Raw genomic sequence first — 16,362 nt, 5'->3', positions numbered from 1 at the left:
GTTCCATCGGCCTAACCACACCGGGTCAAGCTTCTTGGTAAGTGGTGTTCTCAGGCCACGGCTTTGAGTTCGCGCTTTGTGACGTAGGCCCACGGCAACAGGTCGTCGATCTGGCTATTTGGATACCCGTTGACGATCCTCGTGAGGACGTCGGTGAGATAGCCAAGCGGCTCGACGTCGTTGAGTTTGGCAGTTTCGATGAGCGATGCGATGGTCGCCCAGTGCTCGGCCCCGGCGTCGGAACCCGCACGCAGCGCATTCTTGCGATTGAGGGCAATTGGCCTGATGGATCGTTCGACGACGTTGGAGTCGATCTCGATGCGGCCGTCGTCGATAAAGCGGGTCAAGCCATCCCAGCGTGATAGGGCATAGCGGATTGCTTCGGCGAAGCTTCGTCTTTTGACTGATGAGGCCGAGTTGTTCGCGCAGCCAGGGAGCGAGGCTATCTGTGATCGGTCGGCTCTTCTCTTGGCGCGTGGCGCTACGCTCCTCGTATGTGAGGCCACGTATCTCGTCTTCAACCTTGTAAAGTTCGGCGATGCGTTTGAGCGCCTCGCTCGCAATGGGTGCTGGACCGGCGGCGGCGAGTTCATAGAAGCGGCGGCGAACGTGAGACCAGCAGAATGCCAGTGACACGGTGTTCTTTGCTGGAAGCGGGCGATATCCACTGTAGCCGTCGACCTGCAGAATGCTGACGAAGCCGTCGAGATGGGCCATCGGTCGCTCACCTTTACGGTCCGGGGCATAGACGTAAGCCACACCGGGAGGGTCGTCGCCCTGCCATGGCCTGTCGTCCCGCGCATAGGCCCAGAGCTGTCCGGTTTTGGTCTTGCCACGCCCCGGGTCGAGCACTGGGGCCGTCGTCTCGTCGGCAAAGAGCTTGGACGACGACTTCAAATGATCGAGTAGCCGTTGATGGACAGGACGCAGATGCCAGGCCGCCGCCCGAAGTATGCCTGCCGGGCCTGTGAAGAAGTCGTTGTCCAGGCTCCGGCCCCGGCAAGGCTTATTGAAGGCGGCATCCCGACAGAGGCCACCGTGGCCCAAGTGCTGGTCTCCAAATATGCCGACCACCTGCCGCTGTATCGCCAGGCGCAAATCTACAAGCGTCAAGGCATCGACCTCGACCGCTCAACGCTCGCCGATTGGGTCGGTCGCGCCGCCGCACAACGAGCACCCGGAACTGGGCGGGCACAATGTCGAGCTTCTCACTGACGTCCTCGCCGATCCGATGCAGGTCGCTGCCGCAGCAGGGGCAGGCATGGTCATCAATATCGACCACGATCTCGACGCGCGGCAGATGCGCTGGCAGCGAACCCCGGTTGGTGCGCCGTTTGGCGACCTGGCGAAGAGCAGTTGAGCCCTGTTCCTTCTCTTCCAGCCCGGCAGCCCACATTGCCACTGATACTAAATGAGTTACTCGCCGCTTTGTGAGTGGTTTCTGAATTATCCAAGCCATACTAACGGAGCAAGGTACAGAAAATACTGGTTTACGAAAAATAAACAAAAGCAACTTCAATATGCCTTAGGTTTTATAAGGCTCCCGCTTGTATGGCTATTGAAAGACGTTTCCAAGAATTACGCCATTGGGTCATCCTGATAATGCTAATTTTCGTTGCACTCTTCGCATCCCAAGTGAGTGCCAAGAGCGCCGATCCCACAGCGTTTGAAAAAAAGCTAATTCGGTTGCTCGACGCCGGAGATTGCGCGCAAGCGTGGAAAGAACTGTGGTCTCTTGCCCGGCAAAGGGACCAGAAGACGCTCAGAGATATCGTTTTCGCGATTATTCCCTACAGGGCACTCGTGCCGCCAAGTTACTTTCCGTTGACTGAAAATTCTCTCCAGAGCCACATGGTCAATCATATGATCGCGTTGAAGCTTTATAATTGGAAAGATCCAGAGATAAGCGCAAAATTCGACAAGTACGGATTGAGCCTTGATTCCAATCCACCGGAAGTTTTTGCGAATGCTCAGGTTCAAAATGAATATCGCAAGGTAGATGTATGCTTGAGGACGCATAAGGATAAAAGTGCCTGCGTCAATGCTGCCATTGAACTCAAGTTAATTCCCGATTTTGATTCGTATGTCGCCATGATGGATCACGCGCCGCGCGAGGCCTTTTGCCTACCGTTGCCCGGCCCGAAGAGAGTCCACATTTCTCCCAACCCGTGATTTTAAGTTCAATTTTCTGAAATAAAATAGTCCAAAGGATATAGCTATGTCGGGAAGACTTTTAACCACTGGCGAGATTGCCACAAAAAGCGGCATCTACGCTCCGTTGGCTACCGGAATACTGGGATTTCGCCGAGGCACGATGAGATAGGTCTGTGTGCTAGTAATTTTGGCCAGAAAATAAATCCATATTTCGTATAAACGGTAGATTTGACAGTCTGAGTGCTTTTGGGGGATTTTTGCGACATATTCTCTTTCTAGTTTCGATGGCAATGGCCGTGCTCGTTGCTGTTCTTGCGCCGGGCCAAGCGTCAGCGCAGGTCGACGATGAACAGTCAATATTGGAGAGGCAGGCTTTTGCCCTGATCCGCAAAGGCGATTGCGCAGAAGCCTGGAGGGTGATCTGGCGTCAAGCCCGCCGAGGAGATTCCGAAGCCTTGGCATCGCTTGTGAATAAGGCGATCCCTTTCGCAGGTCTTGTGCCGCCATCCTATTTTCCAATGACGGAAAACCTAGTGCAGCATTTGGAAGATCAGATGATTGCACTCAGCCTATACGCCTGGAAAAATTCCGAAGTAGGTGACGGTTTGAAAGGCCATGGTATCGGGCTCCGTGACAGGCTCGCCAGAACCTTTGCAAATGAGGGCGTAGCAAACGATTACAAGCGCGTGGACGCTTGCTTAAAGAGTAACAAAAGCAACGGGGAATGTGTTCAGCTTGCAATCAAATTGAAAGTGATCCCCTCTTTTGACGCTTACGTTTCAATGATGGATCTCGCTCCCCGCGAGGCATTCTGCATTCATTTGCCCGAGAGATCGACAAGGATGCCTCAGATGAAGCCCCTCGAGTCTCAACAAAGATAATCTTAGAGGAATAAGCAATGGCTGAAAGATCGCTCACGCCTGGCGAAGGGAGCGAGTGTTGAAAAGGCGATACCCTTCGCTAGCCCGGCAACGGCCAACGGTTGTCCTATGAGCGAAAGAGATGATTGGCGTTCATTCCAACCAAACCCTTATTCAGGTCTCTTGATATCCTCGAATCTGAGACTGAAGCGCGCGAGATATTTGCTCAGGCGATCGGCGTCGTTGCTGCTCTTTTTCTCCAATCGCGAGATCGCAAACAGGGCTCTGCCCGCCGCGCTTGCCGTGGCATGTTGACGGCAGGTGTGCAGAACAGCGGCAAGCTGTGCTGCGTCGAAGCGATCGAGGCGCGCGGCAGTCTCTGCACCCAGTACGTCTTCAAGGATCAGATCCACCCCGTCGTCGTCACTTGAGCTGCGCCAAAACGCATTCAGCCGTCGGACTTCGTCATCAACGACGTCGGTCGTGATGCGCCCATGCGGCGCGAGGGTCGCCATGCGGGTTACCGAAGCCGACAGGTCGCGAAAATTGGCGCTCCAGACGGCCTGCGGGCCGGTTGCGAAGGTGAGATAGCGTTGGCGTGCTTCCTTGTTGAAGGTGACATTTTCGCCTTCGCGTTCCAGATAACGCCTGAGCTCGAAGTCGAGATTGGGCTCGATGTCCTCCTTGCGCTCGCGTAGCGCCGGCAACTGGAAGGTCCAGAGGTTCAGGCGGGCATAGAGATCTTCGCGGAACCTTCCCTTTCGGACATCCTCGCCAAGATCGCGATTGGTGCCGGCCAGCAGCTGAAACTCCGCCGACACCTCGCGATCGGCGCCCACGGGCAGGAACTTCTTTTCCTCGATCGCGCGCAGGCACATGGCCTGTTCGTCAAGGCCGAGCTCGCCGATCTCGTCGAGGAACAGCACGCCTTTGTCGGCGGATTTGAGCAAGCCGGCACGCTCGCCGGCAGCGCCGGTAAAGGCGCCTTTCACATGGCCGAACAGGGTGGACATGGCCTGGTCGCCGCGCAGCGTCGCGCAGTTGACCTCGATGAACGGACCGCTGACCTTGCGCTGGCTTTTCTTCAGCTCGTAGATCCGGCGGGCCAGTTGCGACTTGCCGGCACCGGTCGGCCCGGTCAGGAGAACGGGCGCCGTCGAGCGGATCACCACCCTTTCGATCTCGTCGATCATTCTGTTGAAGGCGGCGTTGCGGGTCGAAATCCCCGATTTCAGGAAAGAGGCGGCGTCTTCCCGCTCGGAGGCGAAGCGCTTGGCGATCTCGTCATAGCGGGAAAGGTCGAGGTCGATGATCCGGTGTGTGCCGGCGAAATCCTGCTCCGGTTCCCGCTCGCGCGGCGGCGAGAGCTGCAACAACTGGCCGGGAATGATGCGGGCTTCGGTGAGCAGGAACCAGCAGATCTGGGCGACATGGGTGCCGGTGGTGATGTTGACGAGATAGTCTTCCGTGTCGGGGTCGAAGTTGTAGTTGCGGGCAAAATCCCTGAGGCTCGTATAGACCTCCGAAAAGTCCCAGGGGTCCCGGAAGTTGATGACGTTGCTGCGCACCTCCGTCGCCGGCGCCACGGTTTCGATGTCGGCAACGATGCGGTGACAGAGAGCTTGCGAGTGGTTGTCGTGGATCAGTTCCAGCCGGTCGATGAACAGGCCCGGCTGCTGGCAGAGCGCGACACTGGGCCGCCAGCGACTCCAGCGGTTTTCCCATTTCCCTGCATCGAGCGTGGTTCCCAATATGCTGATGGCGACGCGGCGCTTCATGGATTATCCAAAATTATAAAATGATATAATTATCGATAGTATAATCGGGATACGGATTTTCGCCAATCATGATTGCTTCCGACGGGGCGTAAAAATTTATCATTCAAAAACAATAAGATGAAAGAAATTTTTGCGTATTCATCGCTCTTTTCTCCAAACTGGCACGCGTCTTGAAATGTATCTGGCATGAACCCAACACGAGGTGCCGTCATGGTCAACAAGGCGATCTTCAAAACCTACCTGGGGAAACTGCTTCCGGGAACGGATACGAAAAATCATGAAGCGGCCCCGGCCTATCAGCTGACGCCGCGCGAGGCACTGGCGCAATATGCCGTGACCGGCACGTTCAACGGCACTTTCTATGCGGATGGGGCCGAGCAGCTCGAAGCGGTCAAGATGCTTGCCCTTCAGGTCGAGCCGGAATTTCTTGCCAAGGTGGCTGTGTACGCGGCTGAAAAGGGTCACATGAAGGACATGCCGGTGACGCTGCTCGCCATGCTCTCCAGCCTTCAGAGCGATGCCTTCGCCCGTGCATTCCCGCGGGTGGTGAAGAGCGGCAAGATGCTGCGCGGCTTCGTGCAGGTCATGCGCTCCGGCGCCACGGGTCGGAAGTCGCTCGGCACACGCCCGAAGAAGGCGGTGCAGGCGTGGCTCGAACGGGCGAGCACTGAGCAGATCCTGCGTGCGATGGTCGGAAACGATCCGTCGCTCGCCGACGTCATCCGCATGGTGCATCCGAAGCCGGCAACGGAGGAGCGCAAGGCGCTTTATGCCTGGGCGATCGGCAAGCCGCACGACTACGCGGCACTGCCTGATGTCGTCAAGGCATTGGAAGCGTTCCGACGCGACCAGACGGCGCCGGTGCCGGATGTTCCGTTCCAGATGCTGACCTCGCTGCCGCTGACGCGGGAGCATTGGGTCGAAATCGCCCGCAAGGGCGGCTGGCAGATGGTGCGGCAGAACCTCAACACCTTTGCACGCAACGGCGTGTTCGAGGTCGAGGGTTTTGCCGAGGCGCTGGCGGCGCGGCTTGCCGATCCGGAGGAAATCCGCAAGGCAAAGGTCTTCCCCTATCAGCTGATGATGGCGTGGAAGATGGTCGACGGCCAGGTTCCCGATGTCGTGCGGGATGCGCTTCAGGAGGCGATGGATATTGCCATCGCCAATGTGCCGTCCCTGACGGGCAATGTGGTGCTTTGCCCCGACGTGTCGGGTTCCATGGGCTCGCCCGTGACCGGTTACCGGAAGGGCGCGACGTCCTCGGTCCGCTGCATCGATGTCGCCGGTCTGATGACCGCGGCGTTCCTGCAGCGTAACCCGAAGGCGCGGGTGCTGCCGTTCGAGAATGACGTGGTGCATGTCAGCCTCAACAAGCGGGATTCGGTGATGACTAATGCCGGCAAGCTGGCGCAAATCGGCGGCGGCGGAACCAATTGCTCCGCACCGCTGAAGAGGCTGGCAAACGAGAAGGCCAAGGTCGATCTCGTTGTGTTCATCTCGGACAACGAGTCCTGGGTGGATGCGCGCAAAAGCGGCCAGCCGACGGCTGTGATGACGGAATGGGCGAGGATCAAGCGGGTCAACCCGGCCGCAAAGCTGGTCTGCCTCGACATCCAGCCCCACGCCACCACCCAGGCGCCGACGCGGGAAGACGTGCTCAACATCGGCGGCTTCTCGGATGCCGTCTATGGGGTGATCACGGCTTTCGCGGCCAACAGCAAGGGCGCGGATGGCTGGGTGAAAGCCATCGAGGCAATCGAGCTCTGACGGGCTCGCAGGAAGCAATGCCCTCGCGCCGCCGTGAACGGCGCGAGGGACCGTGACGAATGCCGGATGAAACTACAGATCGTTAAATCTCCAGGTCGCGGGTTCGAATCCCGCCGGGTCCCCCAATTCATGGACCCGTAGCTCAGCGGATAGAGCAGGCTGTTTCACCACACCTCGTCGTCACGGACGAATGGAATGACATGGCGAATGCATGGGAAACTACATCTGTGTCGCGAGTTCGAGTCTCGCCAGGACCTGGTCCTGTAGCTCAGTTGGTAGAGCAAGCTGTTTCCCGGACACTGGTCGCCATAGCCGAATGCAGCGGCGAATGCCGGACGGAACTACAGCCTCCAAAGTTGGATGGTCTGGCAGGTTCGACTCCTCCTGGGCATACGCTCTCTGGCACGAGCGGGGCCATCCGGTTTCGTCCATCCTCGTCGCCGCTGCATGGCATTATCCCTGTTCCACAGGGACGGAATAACCCGGCGAATGCCGGCAGGACTACAAGGAAAGAGCGGCCCATCGGATTTCCGGCGGGCAGGTCGGGTGTTCAAATCACCCCGCGCTTCCGAAAGGAGCGTGTAGCTCAGTCAACCGTCCTGCCAAATCTCGTCGCCGGGACAATGGTAAGCCCTGGGCGAATGCGCCGGTGACTACAGGGGCCGCATCGCGCCATGATCATGGAATGCGTGCGGTGAGAGAGATCTCCGGCAATGCTCGTCGCCCGGGTGGTGTGAAGAGAAGCAACTGAACAAGAAGGACTGCAGACGCAGAAAAGACGATGATAGCGGTCATGAGCGGACAGGATTTGATCGATGCCGGCATGAGCCAGGGGAAGTGGTTTCGCCCGGCTCTCGACGCGGCCAATGCGATTTTGAGCAAGGGTGGCTCCGTGGCGGATGCCCTGGAAGCGGCAAAAACCTTCCAGCCGGGGCCGACGCTTGCCTTGAGGGCCGATAACGATATCGAGATCTATTCCAATATCCGTGCCGAGAACGCATTCGAGCAGGACAATGTCGAGAAGGTCAATGCGACGATGCGCGCGCTGGTGCGCACGCCGGTCGTCCGGGCCGCAGCGATCATGCCGGACGCTTGCCCGGCAGGTCCCGTGGGAACGATCCCGGTCGGCGGCGTCGTCGCCTCCGAAGCGATCCATCCCGGCATGCATTCGGCCGATATCTGCTGCTCCATGGCGATCTCGATTTTTCCTGGCACAGACCCGAAGTCGCTTCTGGATGCCGTGCATGCCGTCACGCATTTCGGTCCCGGCGGCCGGCCGCGCGGCGCGCAGCTGAAGCCTTCCGAGGCGACGCTTTCGGCCTTCCAGCAGAATCCCTACCTGCGCGACGGTGTGCTGAGCGCCGGCATCGAGCATTTCGCGACGCAGGGCGACGGCAATCACTTCGCCTATGTCGGGACGATGAAGTCGACCGGCGAAACCGCGCTTGTGACCCATCATGGATCGCGGGCACCGGGAGCGCGGCTCTACGACAAGGGCATGACGGTCGCCAACCAGTTTCGGGAGCGCATTTCGCCCGAGACGCATCGGGAAAATGCCTGGATTCCGGCGGATACCGAGGAAGGTGACCTTTACTGGTCGGCCCTGCAGACGATCCGCCAGTGGACCAGAGAAAACCACTATGTCCTTCACGACATGGCGGCGGAAAAACTCTCGGCCAAGGTCGCGGACCGCTTCTGGAACGAGCATAATTTCGTCTTCCGGAAGTCGGACGGGCTGTTCTACCACGGAAAGGGTGCGACTCCTGCCTTCGACAACTGGGCTGATGACGCGACCGATCTGACCATCATTCCGCTCAATATGGCGGAACCGATCCTGATCGTTCGCGGCTCGAACGCTGCCCATGGCCTCGGCTTCTCCCCGCATGGCGCCGGCCGCAACTTTTCGCGCAGCGCGCATATGAGGCAGCTGTCTGCGGAATATGGAGCGGATTCGCGAGGGCTCAGCCCGAACAACATCGCGGCTATTCTGGAGAAGGAAACAAGCGGTCTCGACGCGCGGTTCTTCTCCGGTTTCGCCGATGTGTCGGAACTGCCGAGTGCCTACAAGAGCGCTGCGAACGTGCGGGCGCAGATCGAGCACTACGGTCTCGCCGAAGTGGTCGACGAGGTGATCCCCTACGGGAGCATCATGGCTGGCGACTGGCAGAAGAACGCGCCCTGGCGCAACAAGCGCCGGTAAACACCGGGGAAGGCAACCAGGTTTGCCTTCCCTCGAATGCACGATGCCGGACCGGCAGTTCCGAGGTCGCGTCCACCAACGGGCTTCAAGCCGTTGCCCGTATGGCGGGATCAGCCTTCACCCATTCGGGGTGTTCGCCGTCTGCTATCTCTTCCATCGCATCGGCGGCGAAGCTCGGCACGACGCCGGTCCACAGCAATGCGCCATCCGAATTGGAATGGCCGTCGCCTTCGAGCTTGTAGATGCTCTCGACGATATACTGGCCGTCATTGTTCAGGCCCTTGATCTCGGAAATCTCGATCACCCGGCGTCTGCCGGTACGCTTGAAGCGGGCGATCTGCACGACGACGTCGACCGCCGAGGCGATCTGCGCGCGCAGCGGCCGCAGCGGCATGTCGATGTCGGACATCAGCGCTAAGGTCTCCAGCCGGTGCAGGGCGTCGTAGGGTGTGTTCGCATGTACCGTCGACAGGCTGCCGCTGTGGCCTGAGGTCATCGCCTGGATCATGTCGAGCGCCTCGCCGCCGCGGCATTCGCCGACGATGATCCGGTCGGGCCGCATGCGCAGCGATGAGCGGAACAGGTCGCGGATGCTGGCGCCGCCGCGGCCGAAACGGTCGGGCTTCGTCACTTCGAGATAGACGACGTGTTCCTTGCGGATCTGCAGTTCCGAGGTGTCCTCGATGACGATGATGCGCTCGTGGTCGGCAAAGGCTTCCGACAGCGCGTTCAGCATCGTCGTCTTGCCGGTGCCGGTGCCGCCGGAGATGATGACGTTTTTCTGCAGCCCGACGGCCGCCTGCAGCAGCGACAGCGACTCCTCGGTCAGGCTGCCCTGGGTGACGAGATCGCGGATGCTGCGATGTTCTTTCAGGAAACGGCGGATGGAGATGCAGAGCCCGGTGCGGGCGGCGGGCGGCTGGATCATCTGTACGCGCGAACCGTCCGGCAAGCGGGCCTCGACGCTCGGCTCCTCCGGCGTCAGCCGCTTGCCGGAGAATTGCGCGATGCTGCGCGCGGCCGATTCCAGATCCTCTCGGCTGGCGAAACGCGTATCGGCGCGTTCGAGCTTGCCGCGTCTTTCGACGAAGATGTCGGATGTTCCGTTGATCAGGATTTCGGAAACGCTCGGATCCTCGAGGAGAAAACGGATCGGCCCGAGCAGCTTGTCCAGCGCCCGGGTCAGAACCTGGAAGGTCGCCTGTTCGGCGGCGTCGTCGGAAACGGCCTTCATCAGAGCGGCATCCCGACAAGAACTGTGCTCATGCCGAACAGTGTCGCCATCATCTGAACGGCTGTCGGAAAGAACATCATCAGTGGAATGAGGACCAATGCAAGTATCAAGACGCTGCTCATCGTTTCCATGGTTCTTTCTCCGGAACGACTGAAGGGCCAAGCCCACCATGCCGGATAAGCTTAATCCAGATCGCCAAGCAACGCCATGGGCGCGGCCGCGCGTGGGGGGTCGATATCGCTGTACCGTTCCATCTATTCTATCGTATTGAAAGAATTGACCAATTATGGGGCAGGTGGCGGCAGTTCGCAAAGCCGCCACGCAGTTTCCTATTCAAGGTAAAACTGTAGTTTCTTCAGGCGGTTAGTTGGAAAATGCCGCCGTCAACTCCGTTTCATCAAGAGACACCTCCAAGGCAATTGGAACCCTTCGTTTCGTTTGCTTGACGGAGGGCTGGCCTTGGGCGCACTCTTGGGTCTTAATGGTGTTGCTCAACAAGCGTTGGCCGCCGGGGAAGATAAACCGAAGCAGAAAATATCATTGAAACGAGCAACGTGCCGGTTCGATACGATATCGTATTCTTGCTTTATCTTCACCAAGGTCTTCGATCCGAAACAAACCTAGGAACGAGGAATACGCAGATGTTTGGAAAACTCAAGACTCTCGCAATTGCACTTCACAAGGACGAACGCGGCGACATGGCCCAAATCGTCCTGGCCGTCGCGCTGATCGTCATTCCGCTGATGCTGCTCCTGCTCGCATTCGGCAAACAGATCGGCGAATGGTTCAACGAAAAGAACACGGCGCTCTCGGATGCCGAGAGAATTCCCGAGCCGGGTCAATAAGCGGGTCCCGTGTCATGGACATGACCTACGATCTGACCCAGATGCCTGCGGCGGCGGCTCTTGCCGTCGCCTGCGCCATGACCGCGGCGGTGCTCGATCACCGCCATGGTCACATCCCGAACGCCGTGACCTATCCCTGCTTGCTTGCCGGCTTCGTGCTGGCGGCGGCCGGCGGCGGTCTGGCAGGGATCGGCCTAGCCTTTGCCGGCCTCATTGCGGCCGGCATGATCTTCGTCATCGCCTTCGCAGCCGGAAGCTGCGGCGGCGGCGATGTCAAACTGATGGCGGCGCTCGGCGCCATTCTCGGCCTCTGGCCCGCCATCGACGTGACCCTCGCAGCGCTGATGGTCGGCGGCGTGATCGCCGTTTTCTCGATGGCGCGGCGGGTTCAGTGGAGCGTGCTCGCCCGAACAGTCGGACTGTTCGCCCTGCTCCTGCCTGCCGGTTTCCGCGATGCCGCTTCCGTGCTGAAGCCACGCGAAATCCATCATACCGTCCGCTTCGGCGTTGCCGCCGCTCTCGGACTTCTGTGGTGCCTGTTCATACCGGATTTCACCCCTCTTGCCCTTGTGAGGTAACGGCAATGCGCCCCGAACTCGAACGCCCCACTTTCGACGGTGCCTTCTGGAGTTCTATCCTGCACTCGCGGACCTTCTGGATCCCGCAGGATCATGGCGCTCTTCTCGGTACCTTTGCGATCGCCTTGCTGCTCTTCGCCTCGATGCTGCTGCTGCCGCGGCTTTCCGCCCGCCGGCGCCGGATATCGGAGCTGCACGGCGATAGCTCGGGCAGCACGACGATGATGGATTTCGTGCTGGTCACGCCGGTCTTCGTCTTCTTCATGTTCGTGGTCTTCCAGTTCGCGATTCTCGCCAAAAACCACCTCTTCACCCATTATGCCGCCTATGCGGCGGCCCGCAGCGCCCGCGTCTATTTCTGCCCGGCCCTGCCGATCACCATCCGCAGCATCATCGACCCCAAGACCTGCGACGACGATGCCGCCCCCGGCAAGGCCGATCTTGCCGCCCGCCTGGCGCTGATCCCGGCCGCTCCCTACGACCAGCTGAAATGCGTCGGCGCCTGCCAGCCGCCGGAAGAGGCGCTGAAAGCCCTTGCCGATGCTTCCGGCCTTTCGAAGAACTGGCGGGCGATGCGCAACCAGGCCCGCTACATGTTCGATCCGCAGAACGTCACGGTCACCGTCGACCGCGCCCCGATGGCGCTCTATGCCGCCATCAACCGCACGCCGCACGTGCCCGTGACCGCCAAGGTGGAAGCACGCTTCCTGCTGCTCGAATATGCCGGCTGGGTCTTTGCCCGCGGCCAGAGGAAGGACGGCCGCTACTACACGATTTCGACGGCGGAGGTGAACCTGCTATGACACCGACCCTCATCAAGCGCCTGCACCGCGACGAACGCGGCTTCCTGTCGCCGATCATCCTCTACATGACGATCGCGCTCGCCCTGATGATCGTCTGGATCCTGAACACGGGACAGATGATCTACGACAAGCAGCGCACGCAGGATACCGCCGACGCCGCCGCGCTCGTCCATGCCGACTGGGAAGCGCGCTATCTCAACATCATGGCGATGAACAATGTCGCCTCCTCGCAGGCAACCGTCGTCATGGCGACCTCGGTCGCCTTCCAGCTGACCACTGCGGAACTGGCCCTGCGCTCGACCGCCATCCTGGCGAAACTCGCCGAATACTCTTTCACCGAAGGTTTCGGACCGGCCTCGTTGCTGCCGCCGATGCCGCCGATGCCCTATTGCCCGGGCTGGCAGAAGGTTCCGATCGTCGGCGGCATCATCTACGGCGCTTGCCTGGCGTTTCAGGGGTTTCGGGCAACGGAAGCCAGCCTGGCGATTGCCTATACGGTAAAAGCACAGATCGATTATGATCCCTGGGGCCTCATCGTGAAGTCCAGCGACATTATCGACGGCATGAACGATCTCAACGACTACCTCGTCGAGAGCTTCCCTGAGCGTGTCGGCAACGAGGCCCTGCATCTGGTGCGCCTCAACAAATCGGACCACGTCGTGTTTCATCCGCCGTGCGAAAACTGCGGCCAGGCTGGAGAAGGCGCCGGCGGCAACTTGCCGGTCGATCGCGACGGCATCAATCCCGCTGCGGCCTATACCGAAATGTGCCTTGCCATGTCCTATGGCACTCAGGGGCAGGACCCGCTCCTCATGCGCGGCGAATTTGCCAACCGCGGCTTCCCCAACGGCAAGGGCCCGTTGACCGCAGGCGGCGTCGACGGCAGCCATATCCGCGACTGGGTCAACCACAAGAGCGGCATCGACAATGCGCTGGTGAACTTCTACATCTTCTACGAAGCCTTCGGCCCGGCCTATCTGAGCAAGGTGCCGTTCAAGGCGATTGTCGAACAATATGCCGGCGATCTCAGCTGGTGGCAGGAACTGGCGCTCGATGCCAGCTTCTGGATCGCCGACAAAGTCTTCGGCGTCGGCTTCGGCATCACCAACCCGTTCCAGCTGCCGATCGACGTGCCGCCGCGCTACTCGGACTCGCAGACGAAGGACAAGAACGACTTTACCCGCAAGTTCGACATGATCTGGAACCAGGTCTGCGGGCCGGCCGGCGGCGCGATTTCCGTGGCCGGTGCTCCCCTGCCCGTCATTTCCTTACCCAAGCCCTACTGGCTGAAAGGACGCATCCCCTTCAATTTCACGCCCTTTGGCGGCGAGCAGCTCGACGACTACCAGACGCTGGCGATCGTCTCCCGCGCCCCGCGCGCCAGGCTGCAGATCCGCATCTTCAAGGACAGGACGCCGTCCGCCTATGCGCTCGCGCAGAGCTGGGTGCACAATTACACGGCCTTCGATCTCTACACCCAGGACTGGCTCGCATCGCTGGCGCCCGCGACACTTGCCGACGATATCGGCCAGGTTTCGAACACCATCAAGCAGAGCCCGGCGGCCGACAGTTTCACCGGCCTGACCCGCGTCTTCGACCAGGGAGGAGCCAATGCCTGGGCTGCCGTCAACACCCACTGAGGCTCGGGGCAGCGCTCCGGCCGGCGGCCTCATGATGCGGCTGCACCGCGACCGGCGCGGGCTTGCCTCGATCGAATTCGTGCTCGCCGCACCGGTCATCCTGCTGATCGTGATTTTCATGATCCATGCGAACAGGATTTCCACCAAGAAGGTGGGCACCATGCTCGCCATGCGCAACGCCGCCTTCGCCGAGGCGAACGGGCTCAACTGCACCTCCGACTTCTCGAACGTCTTCCCGCTCCCGGCCCTGCCGGGACGCGACGCCATGAGCTGCTCGCGCACGCCGTCGCATGAAGGCGACGGCGACCCGCAGCGCAGCTTTGTCTGGGACGACGTGCAGAACACGCTGAAGAGCGACGGCCGCGACTTCGGCGATATGGTCGGCGACCTCGCCAATGAAAAGCCGCAGCTGGTCACCGCGACCGCCGACCGCGTCTACAAATTCAGGGATTCCGACGATCTCGATACGATCCGGAGCCTGCGTTGGAAGGACGCGTTCACGGTGGATGACGCGACGCTGTTTGCCTCGCACAACAACGACGTCACGAGCCGGGGCTACGATCCGACGCTGCGGCGAGAAATCCGCGACGTGGCCGACGATTCCGGCGATCTCTTCGACGGCGTCTTTCCGGGAGCGAATAGATGAGACAGGGCGCGCGCATCTCCTTCCGTTTCGCCGGCCGTTTCGCTGGCTTGGCGCTCGTCATCGGGCTCGCCGTCGCTGTAGTCACACCCGGCCGCGCCGAGGTCTACAAGGACTCCCGGGCGACGCTGAATTCGATGCTGGCCGGTATCCTCGGCGCGTCGGAACGGGCGCCGCGCGATCTTGTCATCAACGGCCAGCCGCTGGAGTTCACGCCCTATCAGAGCGACCGCAGCATTTCCGATATCACCGACGAATGGCTGCGGGTGCTGGCCGCCAATACAAGGCCCGCCCTACCGAAAAGCAGCGACAGGCAGGAACTGACCGCCGTCATCGCCGCCAATATGCTGATCGTCCCGAAGGTCAGCCGCATCCGCGACGATCTCGCCGTGGTGGTGCGGTTCTTCGACGGCGATGGTGAGGCGGCGCTCGATTATCTCAAACGGCAGGACCCCGCCAATCCGTCGGCAAGAGCGCCGATCCCAGGCGTCTCGATCATGATCCGCCGACCCGCCGATGCGCCTGTCACCGAGGTGCTGATGAGCCGCTTCGACGATGTCGCTTCGACGCTGCCGGCCTTCGCGGCGCCGGCCGATGCCGGCAAGCTGCCGATGTCGCTGCGTCCGCCGGCCGGCGTCGAGGTGCTGAGCGATATCGGCGATCGCGACAAGGGCCACACCTCGCGCACCGTCGTCTCGAAAGGCACACTGTCTGCCGTGCGCTGGTCGGATCAGCGCGCCGACCTGTTGACGCGCGACGGTTTCACCATCGAGACACCGCCGGCCCAGCGCGGCAGGGTGATTGCCCTTTACGGCCGGCGCGGCAGCGTCGAGGCCAATATTCTCTACACCAGCAGCAAGGCCGACGGCCGGACCGTCGAGGTCATTCAAATCAGGCAACCCTTCGTCGAAGGAATAACACCATGAACTGGAAGCTCATTGCCGCTGTCATCGTCGGGCTCATCACCGGCGTTCTGCTCTACTTCTGGACCGAGAGCGTCAAGAACGAGCAGGTGGCCTATGCCTTCATGCGGCTCCAGCCCGACCGCAAGGTGACGAGAGGACAGGCGATTACGCCCGACATGCTCGCCGAACCGGTGATGCTGCCGGAAAGCTTCGGGGCCTTGGCCAAACTCGCCGTGCCGGCGGCGAGCGCCTACCGGGAATGGCTGAAGGATCGGACGGCTGCCGCCGACATTCCGGCCGGCTCGGTGCTGCTCTTCCAATATTTCGACGACAATGACGGCGGGCGCCTGACGACGATGATCGCGCCCGGAAAACGGGCGCTGACCCTGCCCGTCAACGCCGCCGCGGCCGTCGGCCACTTCGTCGAGCCGGGCAGCTATGTCGATATCCTCGGCACGGTCGACGAACCGGTCGAGCCGGTGGCGCCGGCCGCCGCAACCCAGCCTGGAGCGCCGGGTCAGGCGCCCGCCGCGACCGGGCAGCCGCCGGCTCCGGCCCAGCCGCCCTCGCCTGTGGAGCAGATGCTGAAGAACTATCTGACCCAATATCCAGGCGCCGACGAGAATGACGTCAACGCCTACCGCAAGAAGGCGCAGGATTATAAGCTCGGCATCAGCTCGCGCACCCGCGTCGTCACCCGCACCTTCCTGCAGAATGTCAAAGTGTTGGCCGTCGGCGCGGCGACGACGGCGGAAGGCGCGGTCACCAAGGCCAACAGCACCTACAACAACGTCACCGTCGAAGTGACGCCGGCGGAGGCCGAGATGCTGATCTTTGCGCTCGGCCAATCGAACGGCAGCCTCAACCTCGTGCTGCGCAATCCGGCCGACAATACCGTCGAGGACCTGCCGAGCATCAACTGGACGCGCATGTGACCGTCACGGGGGAATGAGCC

The 16,362-nt window shown here is 60.8% G+C and carries 15 protein-coding genes and 3 pseudogenes; 12 read left to right on the top strand and 6 right to left on the bottom strand.

Features of this window, described 5'->3' with window-relative positions; translation table 11 throughout:
- Positions 1 to 50: 50 nt before the first annotated feature.
- Positions 51 to 593, bottom strand: a complete 543-nt coding sequence (locus CO666_RS34875) for an IS66 family transposase (protein WP_280951791.1) — start codon at positions 591 to 593, stop codon at positions 51 to 53.
- Positions 529 to 897 (bottom strand): annotated as a pseudogene (locus tag CO666_RS34870) (IS66 family transposase); the annotation flags it as partial. The pseudogene CO666_RS34870 and the gene CO666_RS34875, both read right to left, overlap by 65 nt.
- 42 nt (positions 898 to 939) lie before the next feature.
- On the opposite strand from CO666_RS34870, the pseudogene CO666_RS09260 reads away from it, so the two are divergent.
- Positions 940 to 1,179 (top strand): annotated as a pseudogene (locus CO666_RS09260) (IS66 family transposase); the annotation flags it as partial.
- Here CO666_RS09260 and CO666_RS09255 read toward each other — a convergent pair.
- Positions 1,156 to 1,345 (bottom strand): annotated as a pseudogene (locus tag CO666_RS09255) (IS66 family transposase zinc-finger binding domain-containing protein); the annotation flags it as partial. The pseudogenes CO666_RS09260 and CO666_RS09255 sit on opposite strands and share 24 nt — an antisense overlap.
- A 206-nt stretch (positions 1,346 to 1,551) precedes the next feature.
- Here CO666_RS09255 and CO666_RS09250 point away from each other — a divergent pair.
- Together CO666_RS09250 and CO666_RS09245 are read left to right on the top strand one after the other, a co-directional pair.
- Positions 1,552 to 2,172 (top strand): hypothetical protein, encoded by a 621-nt coding sequence (locus tag CO666_RS09250; RefSeq protein ID WP_097611748.1) that lies wholly within the window; start codon positions 1,552 to 1,554, stop codon positions 2,170 to 2,172.
- Between the two features lie 272 nt (positions 2,173 to 2,444).
- A complete protein-coding gene (locus CO666_RS09245; protein WP_143540275.1) occupies positions 2,445 to 3,035 on the top strand; it encodes a hypothetical protein in 591 nt (196 codons plus the stop codon).
- 149 nt (positions 3,036 to 3,184) lie between these two features.
- Here CO666_RS09245 and rtcR read toward each other — a convergent pair whose 3' ends face one another.
- Complete coding sequence (gene rtcR, locus CO666_RS09240) at positions 3,185 to 4,792, bottom strand: RNA repair transcriptional activator RtcR (protein ID WP_097611746.1); 1,608 nt, start codon at positions 4,790 to 4,792, stop codon at positions 3,185 to 3,187.
- A gap of 210 nt (positions 4,793 to 5,002) precedes the next feature.
- On the opposite strand from rtcR, the gene CO666_RS09235 reads away from it, so the two are divergent.
- Complete coding sequence (locus CO666_RS09235) at positions 5,003 to 6,559, top strand: RNA-binding protein (protein ID WP_097611745.1); 1,557 nt, start codon at positions 5,003 to 5,005, stop codon at positions 6,557 to 6,559.
- A gap of 793 nt (positions 6,560 to 7,352) precedes the next feature.
- Positions 7,353 to 8,759: an RtcB family protein gene (locus tag CO666_RS09230; protein ID WP_097611834.1), complete on the top strand. Its 1,407-nt coding sequence runs from the start codon at positions 7,353 to 7,355 to the stop codon at positions 8,757 to 8,759.
- An 85-nt stretch (positions 8,760 to 8,844) separates the two neighbouring features.
- On the opposite strand, the gene CO666_RS09225 is transcribed toward CO666_RS09230, so the two are convergent.
- Both CO666_RS09225 and CO666_RS34865 read right to left on the bottom strand, forming a co-directional pair.
- A complete protein-coding gene (locus CO666_RS09225) occupies positions 8,845 to 9,993 on the bottom strand; it encodes a TadA family conjugal transfer-associated ATPase (RefSeq protein WP_245436756.1) in 1,149 nt (382 codons plus the stop codon).
- Complete coding sequence (locus CO666_RS34865) at positions 9,993 to 10,124, bottom strand: hypothetical protein (protein WP_280951787.1); 132 nt, start codon at positions 10,122 to 10,124, stop codon at positions 9,993 to 9,995. The genes CO666_RS09225 and CO666_RS34865 overlap by 1 nt, the downstream gene beginning before the upstream one ends.
- A 510-nt stretch (positions 10,125 to 10,634) precedes the next feature.
- Here CO666_RS34865 and CO666_RS09215 point away from each other — a divergent pair.
- Genes CO666_RS09215 through cpaB form a run of 7 tightly spaced genes read left to right on the top strand, consistent with a single transcriptional unit; the run spans position 10,635 to position 16,342 of the window.
- Positions 10,635 to 10,838 (top strand): hypothetical protein, encoded by a 204-nt coding sequence (locus CO666_RS09215; RefSeq protein ID WP_018246152.1) that lies wholly within the window; start codon positions 10,635 to 10,637, stop codon positions 10,836 to 10,838.
- 14 nt (positions 10,839 to 10,852) lie between these two features.
- Positions 10,853 to 11,416, top strand: a complete 564-nt coding sequence (locus tag CO666_RS09210) for an A24 family peptidase (RefSeq protein WP_097611743.1) — start codon at positions 10,853 to 10,855, stop codon at positions 11,414 to 11,416.
- A 5-nt stretch (positions 11,417 to 11,421) separates the two neighbouring features.
- Entirely contained in the window at positions 11,422 to 12,219 is a 798-nt protein-coding gene (locus tag CO666_RS09205) for a TadE/TadG family type IV pilus assembly protein (protein WP_097611742.1), read from the top strand.
- Positions 12,216 to 13,859, top strand: a complete 1,644-nt coding sequence (locus CO666_RS09200; protein WP_097611741.1) for a TadE/TadG family type IV pilus assembly protein — start codon at positions 12,216 to 12,218, stop codon at positions 13,857 to 13,859. The genes CO666_RS09205 and CO666_RS09200 overlap by 4 nt, the downstream gene beginning before the upstream one ends.
- On the top strand, positions 13,831 to 14,505 hold the full coding sequence (locus CO666_RS09195; RefSeq protein WP_097611740.1) for a TadE/TadG family type IV pilus assembly protein: 675 nt from the start codon (positions 13,831 to 13,833) through the stop codon (positions 14,503 to 14,505). The genes CO666_RS09200 and CO666_RS09195 overlap by 29 nt, the downstream gene beginning before the upstream one ends.
- Positions 14,502 to 15,428, top strand: a complete 927-nt coding sequence (locus CO666_RS09190) for a hypothetical protein (RefSeq protein WP_097611739.1) — start codon at positions 14,502 to 14,504, stop codon at positions 15,426 to 15,428. The genes CO666_RS09195 and CO666_RS09190 overlap by 4 nt, the downstream gene beginning before the upstream one ends.
- Positions 15,425 to 16,342: a Flp pilus assembly protein CpaB gene (cpaB, locus tag CO666_RS09185; RefSeq protein ID WP_097611738.1), complete on the top strand. Its 918-nt coding sequence runs from the start codon at positions 15,425 to 15,427 to the stop codon at positions 16,340 to 16,342. Before CO666_RS09190 ends, cpaB begins: the two co-directional genes overlap by 4 nt.
- Positions 16,343 to 16,362: the final 20 nt, after the last annotated feature.

Source organism: Rhizobium chutanense (genome assembly GCF_002531935.1).
GTDB lineage: Bacteria > Pseudomonadota > Alphaproteobacteria > Rhizobiales > Rhizobiaceae > Rhizobium > Rhizobium chutanense.
The sequence above is the reverse complement of the archived record's forward strand: the minus strand, read 5'-3'. Positions and strand labels throughout refer to the sequence as shown.